The following is a 15,728-nucleotide window of genomic DNA, read 5'->3' on the forward strand; positions in this document are numbered from 1 at the left end:
CTCCACCACGGCCGACCCCGAGAAGGCGCTCGCCCAGCAGAAGGCCGCCGCCGCGAAGGCCGCCGCCGCCCGCCGGAACGCGTCCGGTTTCGAAGCCACCCCGGCCCCCGGAGCCCGGGGCCCGGCCGCCGCGATGGCCCGCGCCAGCAACGCCGGCCCCTTGCTGGGCGCCGCGCCCACCGCCCCGGTGCGCCCGGGCGCCACGGTGGAGAAGCCGGTCACCCGCACCATCACGTTCACGTACGACGCGGGCCCGCACCAGCAGCTCACCAACCCGAAGCTCAAGGGGAGCTGGGACGCGGACGGCCGCTTCAACGCCCAGTGGAGCGGGGGCGGCATCCCCATGAAGCCCCTGGGCAATGGCAAGTACGAGGCCACGGTGAAGGTGGCGGACGACGGGCTCGCCCGCAACTGGGAGTGGGGCGTCAGCGTGGACGGCCCCGCGGGCAAGGACCAGTGGGCGGTGATGGGCGAGGGCAACCTCAAGCTGGACCTGTCCAAGCCCACCGCGTCCTATTCGCCCACGACCTACCACCAGATGGGCGCGCAGCGCTCCGGCCAGGACGTGTCGTTCAAGTTCTGGGCGCCGGACGCAAGAGCGGTGCAGGTGAAGGTCACCGACAAGCAGGGGCAGCAGCAGCGCATCCCGCTGACGCGCGATGAGGGCGGCAACTGGACCGCCCAGGCGAAGGGCGCCTGGAGCCAGCTGGAGGGCAAGTCCTACGTCTACGAGGTCGTGGACTCCACGGGCGCCACCAGCGACCGGCCGGATCCGTATGCGCGCCGGATGATGGGCGAGCAGCGCGGCCTGGACCGGCTCTTCCTGGACCCCATGCGCGGCAAGGAGGTGGACCGCTACTTCCCCGGCGCCACCGGCCTGATGCGCTTCGACGTGGATGACGCCGAGGACGCGGACAGCGCGTACCTGGTCCTCAAGGACGGCGACGGCAACCCGCTCAACAAGGCGCAGCTCCAGGAGCGCCTGGGCACGTTCGACGACACGCTCATCGACAAGATGCGCGGCGGGAAGTTCAACGACTTCTGGTCGCGCAACGTCACGGACGACGGCCGCATCAAGATGACGAACGAGGGCGGCGCGTGGACCACGCTCGTCAACGACCCCGACAAGCTCGCGGGCCTGCGCTACGAGTTCCAGGTGTTCGACAAGGACGCGAAGGGCAAGCTGCACCTGCGCGACGACGTGAACAACGACGGGAAGCTCTCCAAGACGGAGCGCCTCGCCTCGTCGGAGAACGACCCCTGGAGCGACCTCATCACCGTGGGCAGCGGCGTGGACTTCCGCGGCTCCATCTTCACGGACCCCACGGCGTTCCAGTTCAAGAACGACAACGTCCCGCGTGAGAAGGACCCGTCGAAGTGGACGGTGTACCAGCTGCACGCGGGCAGCTTCCTGGGACAGGCGGGCAACTCCAACCGCTCCACCATGGAAGACCTGATCAAGAAGCTGGATTACTTCAAGGAGCTGGGCGTCACCACGCTGGAGCTGTTGCCCACGAACGAAGTGGAAGGCAGCCGCAACTGGGGCTACCTGGGCGTCAACAGCCTCGCGGCGGAGAGCTCGCTCGGCTTCGAGGACGAGACGGGCCAGTGGGTGGAGGGCGATGAGGCCCTCAAGCGCTTCATCGACGCGGCCCACGGCAAGGGCCTCAACGTGGTGTCGGACGTCGTCTACAACCACGTCTTCGGCGACCACAACGGCCTGTGGAACGTGGGCGGCCCCAGCAACCCCTACTTCAACTGGTCCAAGGAGCCGGGCCAGTTCGAGCAGCGCGACACGCCCTGGGGCTCCGTCCCCGCGTACAACACGCCGCAGGTGAAGCAGCTGTTCGTGGACCACGCCGTGCAGCAGGTGTCGGAGCTGAAGTTCGACGGCCTGCGCTTCGACTTCACGGAGCCCATCAAGGGCGTGGGCGGCAAGGCGGGCTGGGACATGCTCCGCGAGATCAACCGCCAGGTGCACTTCGTGAACCCGAACGCGTGGACCGTCGCGGAGCAGTTCGACTACGACCCGGCCATCTCGCGGCCGGCGCAGCCGGACGGCACGGGCGGCGGCTTCGACGCCCAGTGGTACACGGAGTTCCAGCACCGGCTCATCAACGACAACAGCAAGCCGGGCCTGGTGCAGGCGGCCTCGCGCGGGCTGAAGACGGACGTGGACGCGTTCGTGAATCTCATGACGTCGCCGCGCGGCCTGGACAGCTGGAAGAACGCGCTGTCCATCATCTCCAACCACGACGAGGTGGGAAACGCGCAGCGCACGATGAACACCGCGGAGGGCGAGAAGGCCACCGACTTCCCGGACCAGTGGACGCGCGGCGCCGCCCGCTTCGCCGCCGGCATCGGCATGGCCGGCCCCGGCATCCCGATGTTCTTCCAGGGTGACGAGTTCGGCGCGCAGAACGACTTCCGCTGGGGCAACCCCTCCACCTGGGACAGCAACTGGAGCTGGCAGGACGTGGGCAAGGGCGTGGACTTCACCAAGGTCACCTTCAACGACGCGACGAAGGCCACCTACGAGCGGCTCTTCACGCTCTCGCCCGACGCGCAGACGAAGGACGCCGCGTACAAGGCCTTCTCCGCGGAGGACCGCAAGCTGTTCAAGGAGGTTTCCTCCCTGCCCGCCGACGAGCGCAAGGGCGCGATGCTGGACGTCACGCGCCGGCAGAGCTTCAGCTTCTACAAGGACGCCATCGGCCTGCGGAACAGCAGCCCGGCCTTCAGCGCGGCGGCGGAGGTGAAGCGCGTCTACACCCACAACGACGACAGCGTGATGGCCTTCACGCGCAAGTCGGGCAACGAGGAGTTCCTCGTGGTGGGCAGCCTCAACAAGAAGAACCTGGACGGCTACGCCCTCCCGCTGCCTCCCGGGCAGTGGCAGGAGGTGCTGAACAGCGACGCCTCCGCGTACGGCGGCGGCAACTTCGGCAACTTCGGCGCCACGCTGAACGGCGGGAACACCAAGGTGAACATCCCCGCCGCCGGCTACGTGGTGCTCAAGAAGGTGGGGTAGTCACCGGTGCGGCGGGGCTGGGGAGCAGGGGCGGTCGGTCCTTGCCCTCCATCGCCCGCTGCAGCTCCAGTTCCTGGAGCAGCACCGCGGGCGCCACGGTGGACACGGGCACGTTGCCGCTCTCCGCGCCGCAGAAGCCGTTGAACACACCCAGTCGCTGACCCGTGGCGAGGATGCGGTTCACGGACGACAGCGGCGTGCCGACAATCTCCACGCCGCGCACCAGCGTCTCCTCGCCCGTCTTCACGTCCACGCGGTACACCATGCGCGGCACGCCCTTGAAGGCCTGGTAGCCGAAGCTGGACGTGTTGGTGTTGCCGCCAGTGATGTCGCGGATGATGAGCCCGTACGGCTTGCCCTGCCGCTTCGCCTCCGCGAGGAGCAGCTTCTTCAGCTCCGCGTCGCTCACCTGCTTCGAGCTCTCCACCAGCAGGTTGGCCATGCGCGCCACCGGCTGGAGCGTGCTCTGGCCGCGTCCGTGGCCGTTGGACTTCGTGAAGCCCTCCACCGGGTGGCGGCTCATCAGGTAGCCCTTGAGCACGCCCTTCTCCACCAGGCTCACCGCCTGCCCCTTCACGCCCTCCTCGTCGTAGAGGTAGTAGCCGTTGAGCGGCTCGCCGTTCACCTCGCGCTTGGACGGATCATCCCGGAGCGACAGGAACGCCGGGAGGATCTGCTTGCCCTCCTGGCCCTTGAACGTCTTGCCGTCGTTGTCGCCGTCCTGCCGGTCCGCTTCCAGCCGGTGGCCCAGCGTCTCGTGGAAGAGCACGCCCGCGGCCTCCGGCGCCAGGATGGCCGGCCCCGCGTACGGGACGATGGCCGGTGCCTGCCGCAGCGCCAGCAATTCATCGATGACCTTCTGCGCCGCCGCGTGCACCTTCGCGTCGTCCGGCATCCCCGCCTCGGTGGGCAGGTAGAAGCTGCGCGAGTCATCCAGCAGCTGCCCGTCCGGAGCGCGCGTCACCGCGGAGACGTGCAGCCCGTACAGCGTCTCCTCCGTGATGAGGCGCGTGCCTTCGGAGGACACGAACAACCGCGTCGCCTTGTCCGCGGTGATGCGCACCTCCGAGTCGAACAGCTCCGGATGCGCGTTGAAGCGCGCGGACACCTCACGCGCCAGCTTGCGCCAGCGCTCGCGGTCGAACGGGAAGGCCACCGGCGGCTGCACGAAGGTGGCGGGCGTCTCCTTGGAGAAGGACGGAGGCCGCTTCGGGTCCTCCACGGAGTAGACGTCCTCGCCCTTCTTCTTCAGGAACTGGAAGAGCGCGGCCTTGTACTTCTCATCCGTGACGAGCCACAGCGCCGTGCGCAGCGCGAGCGGCGAGTCGTCCAGCGGCCCCTCCTTGCGCGCGGTGAAGCTGGAGCCCTTGCTGGTGCTGAAGCCGAAGTCGAGCGAGTCCGCGACGGAGCTGTCGAAGTCGTAGCTGCCCACGCGCACGTCCACGCCCAGCTTGCGCTCGCGGTAGTCGTCGTCCTGGAACACCGCCCCGTAGCGCGCGACGAGCAGCCGCGACTGGTAGTCCTTCACCAGGTAGCTCAGGAAATACGGCGCCTCGTGGCCGCTCACCTTGAGCTGCTGCTGGTTGCGCGTCAGCTCCGACGCCATCGCCTCCAGGAGCGGCAGGCGGGCGTCGGGCGCGGGCGCCGCGCCCATCAGCAACGACGCGGCTGCGAACAGCGGGAACAGGGGACGGAAGGCTCTGGGCACGAAGCCCACTGTAGCCAAAAAAGGGCGAGGGCCCTCCCCTCACGCGCCGCCCCTCCCGGCGACGCGTGAAGCGAGGACCCTCTCGCCTGCCCGTGCTTCAAAAGGCCGTTACGCCTTGAGGATCTTCTCGCGGCCCTCCGTGACGGCCTTGGTCGCGTTGCGCGTGTCGATGACGATGTTCGAGCGCTGCACCAGCTCGTTGTAGTCCACGTGCGAGTGGTCGGTCAGGATGATGACCGCGTCGTACTGGTTGAGCGTCTCCGGATCCAGGGGGACGGACTTCATCTCCATGTTGAAGCCGTGGCCCTTGTGCAGCTCCTTCACGAACGGGTCGTGGTAGCAGATGTCCGCGCCCTTCTCCTTGAGCAGCGTCATCACGCGCAGCGACGGGGACTCGCGGAAGTCGTCGATGTCCTTCTTGTACGCCGCGCCCAGGCAGAGGACCTTCGCGCCGTTGAGGACCTTCTTGTTCGCGTTGAGGGCCTCCATGGTGCGCTGCACCACGTAGTAGGGCATCTGCCAGTTCACCTCACCGGCCAGCTCGATGAACTTGGTGTGGAACTCGAACTCGCGCGCCTTCCACGTCAGGTAGAACGGGTCGATGGGGATGCAGTGCCCGCCCAGGCCCGGGCCCGGGTAGAACGGCTGGAAGCCGAAGGGCTTGGTGCTGGCGGCCTGGATGACCTCCCAGACGTCCACGTTCATGCGGTCGCAGAGCATCTTCATCTCGTTGACCATCGCGATGTTCACGCAGCGGTAGATGTTCTCCAGCAGCTTGGAGAGCTCCGCCACGCGCGTGGAGGACACCGGGACGACTTCCTTCAGGGCGCTGCCGTAGAGGGCGACCGCCACCTCGAGGCACGCGGGCGAGTAGCCGCCGACGACCTTCGGAATCGTCTTCGTGTTGAAGCCCTTGTTGCCCGGGTCCTCGCGCTCGGGGCTGAAGGCCAGGAAGAAGTCCACGCCCGCCTTGAGGCCGCCCTTCTCCAGCAGGGGCTTGAGGATCTCCTCGGTGGTGCCCGGGTAGGTGGTGGACTCCAGGATGAAGAGCTGGCCGGGACGCACGTACGGCGCCAGCGCCTCGCCCGTCTTGATGATGAAGCTCATGTCCGGCTCACGCGACGCGGTCAGCGGCGTGGGCACGCAGATGATGACGCAGTCCAGCTCGCGGGCCTTGGCGAACTCGTTCGTCGCCTTGAGCTTGCCCGCCTTGGTGAGCTCCGCCAGCGGCTCGCTGGGGATGTGCTTGATGTAGCTCTCACCCTTGGCAATCTTGTCGATCTTGCGCTGATCCACGTCCAGGCCGGTCACCTTGAAGCCGGCGTCCGCGAACGCCATGCCCAGGGGAAGACCGACGTAACCGAGACCCACCACGCCCACCTTCGCCTCCCGATTGCTGATCCGCTCCAGCAACGGGTTGCCAACCATCACGCGCATTGTCGTTACTCCCAGCAGTTGACGTGCGGCCTCGCCGGCTCACACGTCCCGACCCACACCATTCACCTGAAGACGAACACCCACCCCAGCCTCGCCGGAGGCGACAGCTGCCTCCGGAACTCCACCGACACCGCCGGCACCACCCGCCCATACCCGGGCGAGTACCGCGACGGCACGAGCGACGTTTCCAACCCGCGCTCCAGCAGCACCCAACCCACGGGCGCCTCCGCCGGTCCAATCTCAACAGCCCGTGCTTCAAAGGCCTCAGGGCCTTCCTGCACGCGCCGGGCCCGCGCAATCACAGCCGCGTCGGGCTCACACCACCGCGCCTGCCCATCGGGCAGATGCAAACGTCCCACCACCTCATGACGGCCCGTACCGACGAGCCGGTCTCCCACGGCCAGCGCGCGCACGTGCCGGTCCAGGAAGAAAGTCCTCTCAATGCCTACCGGCGACGGAAGGCCGCGGTAACCGTCGTGCCGCACCACCAGTCGGTCGTGCACCGCGCCGGGCTGGAAGGCCACGACGCGAGCCCGTGCATCCTCCGGCAGCGCGAACAGCCGCGCCGGATCCAACGGGGCCTGCTCCGCCCCATCCACCTGAAGCGTGTTGTGCGCCGCGGTGCTCCGCATCGCGTTGCGCAGCGCCGGATCCCGCGTGTACGAACCCGTGCCGGGGTCGACGATGGCGGGACGGCCATGAACATGAAGCTCGAAGGAAAGCTTGTCGTTGTGGCTGTGTCCTCCGACGCCCCGCTGCCCCTGTTTTCCGGCCGAGACGGTGAGCACGACTCCCGCGCCGCGCAAGGTGTGAAATCCACCTTCCGCGAAGCTCACCGAAGCAGGCGCCGACGCCACGGGCAGCGCGTTGAAACGCGTCAGGCCCGCATTGCCCAGGAGCCACGCCGCCTCGTCCGGGAACACCCCGCCCGCGAGCCCCACGTCGTTGAAGAGCGCCGCGCCCAGGCCCGAAAGGTAGCCCTGCTCGCGATCATCGCGGTCCTGGAAGGGAAACACGCGGCCTGAATCGTTGTCGCCAATCTGCGGCGCCAGCCCTGCTTCCGAAGACCAGGCGCGGGACGCCACATACATCAATCGCAGACGTGCTTCGTACGCGGGCCCCAGGGACACGCCCGCGCCGCGCGCGACGAGCCAGGCCAGCGTGAACAGCTCCACCGACAGGCGGTGGTAGGGAATGGAGCCCTCGAAGGACGTGCCCTCCGGATGCACCTGCGCGTCCATCTGCGCGCGGAGCCCGTTCACGGCGAGCGCCACCTGTTCGGGCGCCCCCGGCAGCTCCGGGAACAGCAGGCCCACCACGGCGAGCCCCACGTAGTTGGACACCAGGTGGTTGTTGGGCACCGCGCCGTGATCTTCCAGGTGGGCCTGCACCCACGCGGAGTGCTCGACGAGCGCGCCCAGCACGGGCACCAGGAACTCCGGACGGCGCACCTCCGGCGCGTCCGCGAACATCACCAGCGCCTGCGCGATGTTGGCCGCGCGCAGGGCGATCTCCATGGGACAGGTCCAGTGGACGCCCATGCCCACGGGGTTCGCCTGCAGGAAGTCCAGCGTCTGCGCCACGAAGGCCGTGGCCAGCCGCGAGCGCTCCTTCGAATCGTCCGTCACCCACGCGCCCTGGGCCAGGGCCACCAGGCTGTCCAGCCGGCCCATCACCCACGGGTACTTCGGATCCATGCCCGGCACGAGCAACCGCAGGCTCTCCACGGGCTCGACGGGGTAGCGCTTGCCACTCAGCGGATCCAACGACCAGTCCACCGGACGGCCCTCGCCGAAGGACACCGGCGTGGCGAAGACGTTCCACTCCTGCTTGAGCGCCTGCGCCGCGCGGACCTGCGCGCGCTCCTTCGCGCCCGGAAGCTTCGTGAGGGCGGCGCGGACGGACTCGCGCTGCGACAGCTCGCACCAGGCCCGCGACGTGCGGTGGTCGAGCGCCAGCGTGACCAGGGCTTCGGCCGTGGTGGCACCGAAGGACTCCAGGAGCTGGGCCTCATCGGCCTGCTCGCGACGGCGGTAGAGGGCCTGCCGTGCGACGCCCTGGACACGGCGGACCGCGCTCTTCGCCAGGGCTCCTGGCGCCATCCGAGCGATCGCCGCGTAGTACTCGAGAGTTCCCATCCGCCCCTTCCAGACCGACCTGACGTGGGCAGGAGATAGCAAGCGCCCGGCCAGGGCCTTTTCCCAGCAAGTCCAGGGGTTTGCCGTGCCCGACCTCCCAGAAGGACGGTAAAATTGTCCGTTCTTGCCGATCACGCTGGGTAAAGGATTGCCGATGCACACCGGAAGAAATGCCCAGCGAAGGAGCCGTTGCGCCTCCACGCAGGCATGCCCATTCCTTGTCGCGTGCGGGCTGGGGCTTGGATGGGGCGGCGCATCGAGGACGACCTCGATGCCAGGGTGGAAACGACGCTGACGGCGGTGGCCGAGCAGGCGCTGCGCAATGGAACGCGCGCGGGCCTGGAGGCTCTCCTGAAGGCGACATTGCGGCTGACCGGTGCGACCGGCGCGGCCCTCTATGAAGGACGTGCATGCGTGGTGAAGGTGGGGCGCGTCCCCGCCCACCGGAAGGCAACGAAACAGGGCTCCGTGCTGGAGGTCTTCCCCGCGCCGCTGACGACAGCGCAGCGGCACGTGGTGGCGCGCTTCCGTGCGTTCGCCCCGGCGCTGCTCGCGGCGCATGCGCGGGAAGTGGCGCAGGGCGCGAGGCACTCCCGGCTCCTGGAAGCGAAGACGCGCCTGGAGCGCACCGTGGTGACGCTGGAGAAGCGCAGGTCCCGCGCGGCGCATGACCTGCGCACGCCCCTGATGGTCATCCGGGGCTACGTGGACATGATGCTCAAGGGCACCGCGGGGCCGCTCACCGCGCAGATGCAGCGCTACCTGGAGCGGCTCGCGAAGTCCGGCACGGACCAGAAGGACCTCATCGACCGGCGCCTGTCACCGCTGGCCCCTTCCCTGGATGACCTGCGCCCCGTGTTGCGGAGCGCCTTCGCGCCCAAGGCCGGACGCCGGCAGCCCACTCCCACGCTGACGCTGCCCGAGGAACGGGCCGTGGCCCTGCGCGGCGCCCGCGCGGATTGGGAGCTGCTGGCCCGCACCGTGGCCCGGAGCACCGGCAACGCGGTCGCCGTGGACGTCCACCTGGGCCCCGCGCTGCACGCCACCCGGTGGCTGCTGCGCGTCCAGGCGTGCCCTGGCGCGGCCCTGGAGCCCCGCACGGAGGCCGTCCTGCGGCACCTCGCGGAGCGGCTGGGAGGCACGCTGGCCGTGCACCGGGAGCCCCGGCTGGAGCTCGCCTTCGTGTTCCCGGGCGATGACGCCTTCGCCGTCCCCGCCCTCCATTGAGAGTGTGAGACTTCGGGAAACGTCGGGGTGTCGCATGAAAGGTGGGCAGAGGTCGCAACTCGCCTACCTGTCCTTGCGATAAAAGGGAAAGCTGTTTTCCTTCCGCCCCCGAAGGTCTCCCCCATGAAGCTCTCCCGGAACTCGAGCATCCGCTCCACGAAGTCCGAGTCTTCGCTGTCGCCGCCCAAGCGCAGCAACTCCGTGGATTCGAAGCCCAACACGACGACGACGAAGCCCACGCGCTCGAACTCGACGTCCTCGCTGTCGCGTCCGCCCAGCGACCTGTCCACGGGGAGCGCGTCGCGCACCCGTCCTCGCAACCCCGACGGGGCCGCGCGGGTGAACGGGCCGGACGCGGGCGCCGTGAAGAAGCCCACGACGAACTCGGAGATCCGCGCCTGGTACAACCAGAAGGTCGCGAGCATCCCGGCCAACGACGCGAAGCTCAAGGCGCAGGGAGCCTCCCTGGAGGACCGCGCCAAGGCGGCGGTGAAGACCCGTCACGACGCCCGTCTCGAAGCGCGCAAGTTCATGAGCAACCCCTTCGAAGTCGCGATGCTCAAGGCGCGTGACTTCTTCACCTACGGTCGGCTGGACGGCCCCTCGTTCGATCAGCTGGTCAATAAGGCCAAGGGGAACAAGTTGACTGGGGACGCCGTCTACCAGAGCCTTATCGACAGCTCGAAGCGCACCAACCAGACCGTGAACAACCACTTCAACCAGCAGGCCAAGCTATGACGGGTGATCAATTCCTGAAGCAGAAGCTGGAATGGGTGAAGACGTCGGACGCGCTGCATCCGCTGCGCACCAAGGCGGAAGGCCAGGAGCTGCGCATCCGCATCGGCGACTTCCCCGAGGAGTCCATGTACACGCTGCTCGTCGGGGAGCAGGAGGTCGCGCAGTTCGACGACTGGCCCAAGACGTGGGTCCGCCCCCGCTGAGCTGAAATCCGCTGAAGTGACGACGCCCTGTCCTCCGCTCGCGCGAGGGACGGGGCGTTGTCCTTTGCAGCGCCGGGCCTACTGTCCGCCCGACGAGGAGGGCAGCAACTGGCGCACGAGCTCCAGCAGCTTGCCGCGCTCCACCTCGCGCTTGACGAGGTAGCCGTCCGCGCCGGCCTCCAACCCCGCCGCGCGGTCCTCCTGGCTGTCCAGCGACGTCACCAGGATGATGGGCGTGCGCCGGAACATGGGGTGTCCCTTCATCCGCCGCGCCAGGCCCACGCCGTCCAGCCGGGGCATCTGCCAGTCGCTGACCACCAGGTGGCAGTGGACGCGGTCCAGCACCGCCCACGCCTCCTCGCCGTCCGCGGCCGTCACCACCGGGTAGCCGGCGATCTCCAGCAGCGACTTCATCGCGAAGCGCGTCGTCAGCGAGTCGTCGCACACCAGGATGCGCGGCAGCTTCGCGTCATTCGAGGCGTTGCGCATCTCCGGCTTCGCCGCGCGCAGCAGCTCCAACGCGTTGAGCACGGGCACCACGCGGCCATCATCCAGCACCGCCGCGCCCGCCAGGTGGGGGACGCCCTGCAGGTGCTTTCCCAGCGTCCGGACGACCAGCTCCTGCTGCCCCACCACCTCGTCGATGGCGTACAGCACGCGCTCGTCGCCCAGCGCCAGCAGCACCGCCGTCTGCCGCCGCCCGGACTCCACCGCGAGCTCCAGGCGCGGCAACCCGATGGCCTCCGACAGCGTCAGGAACGTGAGCTGTTCGCCATCCAGCCGCGCCACCACGCGCCCCGCCACCGTGCCGATGTCGTCCTTGTCCAGCCGCAGCACCCGCTTCACGGTGTCGGAGGGGATCGCGGTGATGGTGTTGCCGGTGCGCACCAGCAGGCCCAGGGCCGCGGCCAACGTGAGCGGCAGGTCCACGATGAAGCGCGTGCCCTTGCCCTGCGTGTACTCCACGTCCGCGGAGCCCTGGAGCCGCTGCGCGGTGGCCAGCACCACGTCCAGCCCGACGCCACGGCCCGACGTGGAGGTGACCTCCTCGCGCGTGGAGAAGCCCGGCTGGAAGATGAGCCGCGCGGCCTGCGCGTCCGTCAGCTTGTCCGCCGTGTCCTGGTTCATCAGGCCCCGGCGCACCGCCGTCGCGCGCACGCGCACCGGATCCAGGCCGCCACCGTCGTCCTCCACGATGACGCCCACGCGCGTACCCCGCGCCTCCACCCGCACCGTCAACCGGCCCGCCTCTGGCTTGCCCGCCGCGCGCCGCACCGCGGGCATCTCCAGGCCATGGTCGATGGCGTTGCGCACCAGGTGCACCAGCGGATCCCTCAGCGCGTCCACGATGCGCCGATCCAACCGCACGTCGGTGCCGCCCAGCTCCAGCACCACCTCCTTGCCCAGCCGCGACGCCGTCTCGCGCACGGTGCGCCGCAGGGGCTCCAGCACCTGCGAGGCCGGCACCATGCGCAGGTCGCGCAGGTCGTCGCGCACCACCTGCGCCACCAGCGCGTGCTGCTCGCCGTCGCGGTGCGCCTCCTTCGCCTGCTCCAGCAGGCGCTTCTGCATCCCGCGCATCAGGCTGACACCGGTGCGCAGCGGCTCCAGCGCGGAGCCGCCCCCGGCCATGGCGAGCTGCGAGGCGGCGCGCTCCAGGTGCAGCAGCACCTCATGCGCCTGATCCGTCAGCGTGCGGAAGGCCTCGGTGCGCCGGCCCTGCTGCGCCCGTCCCGCCACCAGGTGCTCCACCTGGAGCGCCAGCGAGTCCAGCGTCTTCACCGACACGCGCACGGCGCGGTCCACCGCCCCGCCCCGGGCCTCGGCGGACGTCGTCGCGCGGGGCGCCGGCTTCGGCACCACGGGCGTCACCGCCACGGTCGCGGGCACGGACACCGCGCCGTCGATCTCGTCGTCCGAAACGCCCAGCGCCGCGCGCAGGTCCACCAGCGCGCCCGCCACCTCCGAGGCCGCGAGCCCCGCCGCGTCCCCGCCCTCCTCCATCCGCGTGAAGCCCAGCGCGGCGGCCTCGGCGAGCGCGGCCACCTGATCCGCCTGCGCGGACTCCGCGCTCAGCCGCAGCGCATGCGCCCGCTCCACCGCCGCGCGCACCGCGCCCGCCCGGTCCTCCACCCGGGGGGACACCAGCCTGCCCAGCGCCGCCTCCAGCGACGACAGGATCTTCAGGCCGTCCAGGCCCAGCGGGCTCGCGCTCGCGGTGCCCTCGGGCGATGGCGTGACGTCTCCACCGTGGCCCAGTGCCTGGAGCAGCGCGGACACGCCGTCCACCACGGGCTGTTCGCCCGCGTCGCCCCGGTTGAGGGCGTTCTCGATGGCGGACAGGCCGCGCAGCATCGCCTCCACGGCGGTGCGGGAGATGGGCTCCTCCACGTTGACGTGGGACAGCCCGTCCTCGATGGCGTGGACGATGCGTTCGATGTCGTCCAGGCCCAGGCTCGCCGCGGAGCCCTTGAGGCTGTGCACGACGCGCTTGAGCGACGGCAGCAGGTCCGGCTCCCGCGCGGCGGCAGGCTGCTCCAGCCCCAGCACCTTCGACCCGATGGCTTGAATCTGCTCCCGCGTCTCCGCGGCGAAGACCGGCCAGATGCTGCGCAACAACTGCGGATCCATGAAACCCCAGTCCCCTCTAGCCGCGCCGAGCGGCCGCTGGGTTGCCCAGCTGCGTCAGGTCCAGCACCGTGAGCCGGTCCGGCGTGAGGAACAGGAACGGGCCCGGCGGCGGCTGGGACAGCTCCGCGCGCGGCAACTCCCGCCGTCCGTCCACCACTTCCGCCGCCAGCCCGAACGCCTCGTCCTCCATCTCCACCACCACCACCTTGCCCAGGTCGGACATGCCGCCGCCCTCCAGGCCCAACAGCTGCCGCAGGTCCAGCACCGGCACGATGCGCGAGCGGCTCACCACCGCGCCCAGCACGTGGCGCGGCGCCCCGGGCAGCGCGCACATGCCGCGCGCCTCCAGCACGTGGTCCACCATCTCGATGCGCACCGCGTAGCGCTCGCCGCCCACCTGGAAGGCGAGCACCGTGACGACCTCCTGGCGCTCCTCGTGGCGCGAGCCGGCCAGCGCCACCGCGCGCGCGTGCAGCACCTCGCGCCGCTTGTGGGCGCTCACCACATGGGCGCCCTCGAGCAGCATCTGCGCCGCGTCGAGCGAGGCCTTCAGCTCTTCGAAGTCGATGGGCTGGAACTTGGTGTCGTCGCTGGGCATCGCGCTTTAGTACTTGGTGGCCGGCAGCTTGAGGATGTCCCGGACCTTCGAGCGGAGGTCGTCCACGGAGACGGGCTTGTTGAGGAACGCGCTCGCGCCCACCAGCTTGCCCTTCTGCCGGCTCGCGTCGTCCTTCAGGGACGTGAGCAGCATGAAGGGCGTGTCATGCAGCTTGGGGTCGCCCCGGATGGCGGCGCACAGCGCGAAGCCATCCATCTCCGGCATCTGCACGTCGGAGATGATGAGGTCCGGCCGCTGTTCGCGCGCCCGCTTGAGGCCCACCGCGCCGTTGGGCGCGTCCACGAAGTCCAGCCCCCATCCCATCAGATACACCTGAAGGAGGTTGGTGATGGTCTTCGTGTCCTCCACGATGAGCACCTTCGCCGCCTTCTTGGCCCCGCTCGTCACGTTGCTGTTCATAGCTGGTACCTGCCCACTAGATCCGAGAACCGCTTCGACAAGGTGGAGAGGTTGCCGGCCACCTGTTCGATGCGCCGGGTGCCCTCCACTGAATCACTCATGGCGGACGTCAGCTCGCCCATCGCCGTGGCGATCTGCTCCACCCCGATGGTCTGCTGCCGCGTGTTGCCGGCGATCTGCCGCGCGGCCCCTGAAGACTCGCGGATGACCTCCGACAGTCCCAGGATGGTGTTGCCCGCGCTGCGCGCCAGCTCCATCGCCGCTTGAGCCCGCCGGCTGCCTTCGTCCGTCGTCGTCACCGCCACGCGCGTGCCCTTCTGCACCTCCCCCAGGAGCACCCGCACCTGCTCCGCCGCCATGCGGGACTGCTCCGCCAACGTGCGCATCTCCGTGGCCACCACCGCGAAGCCGCGGCCGTGCTCGCCGGCCTTCGCCGCCTCGATGGAGGCGTTGAGCGCCAGCAGGTTCGACTGCTCGGCCACGTCCTTCACCTGCCCGATGATGTCGCTGATCTGCAGCGTGCGCTCGTTCAGGTCGGTGATGGCCAGGGCGATGGCCTTCACCTGCTCGCCCAGCTTCTCCATGCCGGACACGCTCTCCGTGACGACCTTCTGGCCCTCCGCGCTGAGCGTCTCCGACTTCTGCGTCTGGGCGATGACGGCGTCCGCGTAGGACGTCGCCTGCTTGGACGTCTGGGCGATCTCCGCCACCGTGGTGCTGGTCTCGTTGATGGCGGAGGCCTGCTGGTGCGCCATCGCGGACTGTTGCGTGGACGTGGCCAGCACGTTCGCCGCCTCGTACTCCAGGTCCGTCGCCGCGCCCCGCAAGTCATGGAGCAGGTGCGCGAGCGCGTCCGCCATGGTGGCGAAGCTGCGCGCCAGTTCGCCAATCTCGTCCGTGCCGCGGGTGTCGATCTGCTGGCGCAGGTCTCCCGCCGCGATGCCCACCGCCGCGCGCGCCAGCCGCTCCAGCGGCACGATGAAGAGACCCGCCATGCCGGCCGCCGCCAGCAGGCCCACCACCAGCACCAGCAGGCCCACGCCCGCGGTGCGCCAGGTGCTCGCGGAGAGCGCACCCGACAGGGCCTCCCGGTCCAACGCCAGCTGCACGGTGCCCACGCGCCGCAGCGTGCCGCCCGGCGGGCCGAAGAGGATGGGCGCCGTCGTCTCCACCACGGGCAGCGTGCCCACGGTCAGCTGCCGGTCCACGACCGCGTCGCCGTCCGCCGGCTCCACCGCCGTCGCGCTCGCGAAGCGTTCCGCCGCCGAGCGCGCCATCACCTTGCCGCCCGAGTCCCGCACCACGATGTACGCGATGTCCGGCACGCTCTTGAGGGCCATGTCGGTGCCCAGTTGGAGCATCGTCGCGTCCTGGGTGGCGGCGGACGCGGACACGCTGAACGCCATGCCGATGCCCACCGCGCGCGCGCGCTTGGTGAGCTCGTCCAGCAGGCCGTCATGCATCTGCATCCAGAACGCGAAGGTCAGGATGCCGACCAGCACGATGCCAAACATGCCCGTGCCGACGAGGATCTTCGTCCGCAGGCTGAGCCGCGCCGAGTCCAGACCTTCGGGCAGCGCCACCTTCATCCCTTGCA

At 69.6% G+C, this 15,728-nt stretch carries 11 protein-coding genes; 4 read left to right on the top strand and 7 right to left on the bottom strand.

Annotated features, from left to right (window positions below; all coding sequences use genetic code 11):
- A partial coding sequence (locus D7V97_RS04655) for an alpha amylase C-terminal domain-containing protein (protein WP_120609375.1) occupies nucleotides 1-3,031 on the top strand: 3,031 nt, incomplete at its 5' end.
- Here the strand turns inward: D7V97_RS04655 and D7V97_RS04660 are convergent.
- The 3 genes from D7V97_RS04660 to D7V97_RS04670 all read right to left on the bottom strand — a co-directional run bounded on the left by D7V97_RS04660 (nucleotide 3,015) and on the right by D7V97_RS04670 (nucleotide 8,314).
- Nucleotides 3,015-4,685 (bottom strand): TldD/PmbA family protein, encoded by a 1,671-nt coding sequence (locus D7V97_RS04660; protein WP_199728708.1) that lies wholly within the window; start codon nucleotides 4,683-4,685, stop codon nucleotides 3,015-3,017. The genes D7V97_RS04655 and D7V97_RS04660 overlap by 17 nt on opposite strands.
- Before the next feature lie 162 nt (nucleotides 4,686-4,847).
- Entirely contained in the window at nucleotides 4,848-6,167 is a 1,320-nt protein-coding gene (locus D7V97_RS04665) for a nucleotide sugar dehydrogenase (RefSeq protein ID WP_120609412.1), read from the bottom strand.
- 71 nt (nucleotides 6,168-6,238) lie between these two features.
- Nucleotides 6,239-8,314: an alginate lyase family protein gene (locus D7V97_RS04670; RefSeq protein WP_120609377.1), complete on the bottom strand. Its 2,076-nt coding sequence runs from the start codon at nucleotides 8,312-8,314 to the stop codon at nucleotides 6,239-6,241.
- Nucleotides 8,315-8,557: 243 nt separating this feature from the next.
- Between D7V97_RS04670 and D7V97_RS04675 the strand changes: the two genes are divergently transcribed.
- The 3 genes from D7V97_RS04675 to D7V97_RS04685 all read left to right on the top strand — a co-directional run bounded on the left by D7V97_RS04675 (nucleotide 8,558) and on the right by D7V97_RS04685 (nucleotide 10,482).
- On the top strand, nucleotides 8,558-9,541 hold the full coding sequence (locus D7V97_RS04675; RefSeq protein WP_158623271.1) for a histidine kinase dimerization/phospho-acceptor domain-containing protein: 984 nt from the start codon (nucleotides 8,558-8,560) through the stop codon (nucleotides 9,539-9,541).
- A gap of 123 nt (nucleotides 9,542-9,664) precedes the next feature.
- Nucleotides 9,665-10,279, top strand: coding sequence for a hypothetical protein (locus tag D7V97_RS45730; protein WP_233582510.1), 615 nt, complete (start codon nucleotides 9,665-9,667; stop codon nucleotides 10,277-10,279).
- A complete protein-coding gene (locus D7V97_RS04685) occupies nucleotides 10,276-10,482 on the top strand; it encodes a hypothetical protein (protein ID WP_120609379.1) in 207 nt (68 codons plus the stop codon). The genes D7V97_RS45730 and D7V97_RS04685 overlap by 4 nt, the downstream gene beginning before the upstream one ends.
- A 78-nt stretch (nucleotides 10,483-10,560) precedes the next feature.
- Here D7V97_RS04685 and D7V97_RS04690 read toward each other — a convergent pair whose 3' ends face one another.
- From D7V97_RS04690 to D7V97_RS04705, 4 genes are read right to left on the bottom strand one after another with little or no spacing between them, the layout of a single operon-like run.
- Nucleotides 10,561-13,113 carry a hybrid sensor histidine kinase/response regulator gene (locus D7V97_RS04690; RefSeq protein WP_120609380.1) on the bottom strand — a complete coding sequence of 851 codons (2,553 nt, stop codon included), beginning with the start codon at nucleotides 13,111-13,113 and terminating at the stop codon, nucleotides 10,561-10,563.
- A gap of 16 nt (nucleotides 13,114-13,129) precedes the next feature.
- Nucleotides 13,130-13,711, bottom strand: a complete 582-nt coding sequence (locus D7V97_RS04695; RefSeq protein WP_120609381.1) for a chemotaxis protein CheW — start codon at nucleotides 13,709-13,711, stop codon at nucleotides 13,130-13,132.
- A 6-nt stretch (nucleotides 13,712-13,717) separates the two neighbouring features.
- Entirely contained in the window at nucleotides 13,718-14,131 is a 414-nt protein-coding gene (locus D7V97_RS04700; RefSeq protein WP_120609382.1) for a two-component system response regulator, read from the bottom strand.
- Entirely contained in the window at nucleotides 14,128-15,720 is a 1,593-nt protein-coding gene (locus D7V97_RS04705) for a methyl-accepting chemotaxis protein (RefSeq protein ID WP_120609383.1), read from the bottom strand. Before D7V97_RS04705 ends, D7V97_RS04700 begins: the two co-directional genes overlap by 4 nt.
- Nucleotides 15,721-15,728: the final 8 nt, after the last annotated feature.

The organism is Corallococcus sp. CA053C, from assembly GCF_003611675.1.
Classification (GTDB): Bacteria; Myxococcota; Myxococcia; order Myxococcales; family Myxococcaceae; genus Corallococcus.